Genomic DNA, 528 nt, shown 5'->3' with positions numbered 1-528 from the left:
AGCCAAGCGGGCGGTGCGACGTTTCGCTCGAAACGCTGACCTTCTGCAAGATGGTGGAGCCAAGCGGGATCGAACCGCTGACCTCCTGCGTGCAAGGCAGGCGCTCTCCCAGCTGAGCTATGGCCCCTGATGCTGCTAGATGGTGGGTCTGGGCAGATTTGAACTGCCGACCTCACCCTTATCAGGGGTGCGCTCTAACCAACTGAGCTACAGACCCGGCACTGTACGCAAGTCGGCGTCTGACCTCACCCTCCTTTCCATTAAAGGTCAGGGGGTGCGCTCTCACCAACTGAGCAACAGAATCGACTTCCAACCACTGGGTCGATGACCCAAACAGTCTTTTGCTCTGGTCGATCAGGTAATTCATTGTGAGCACTTGCCGACAGTCGGTGACATATCGGTAAGGAGGTGATCCAGCCGCAGGTTCCCCTACGGCTACCTTGTTACGACTTCACCCCAGTCATGAGCCACACCGTGGTGATCGCTCTCCCGAAGGTTAAGCTAACCACTTCTGGTGCAGTCCACTCC

2 tRNA genes and 1 rRNA gene are annotated in these 528 nt (G+C 57.2%); all 3 read right to left on the bottom strand.

What is annotated here, in order from left to right:
• Window positions 1-51 precede the first annotated feature (51 nt).
• A tRNA-Ala gene (locus RM463_RS17480) sits at window positions 52-127 on the bottom strand.
• Between the two features lie 13 nt (window positions 128-140).
• A tRNA-Ile gene (locus tag RM463_RS17475) sits at window positions 141-217 on the bottom strand.
• Between the two features lie 184 nt (window positions 218-401).
• Window positions 402-528: ribosomal RNA gene (locus RM463_RS17470) — 16S ribosomal RNA — on the bottom strand; the annotation flags it as partial.

Source organism: Halomonas sp. LES1 (genome assembly GCF_031846005.1).
GTDB lineage: Bacteria > Pseudomonadota > Gammaproteobacteria > Pseudomonadales > Halomonadaceae > Halomonas.
This window is presented reverse-complemented; position numbering and strand designations above follow the sequence as displayed.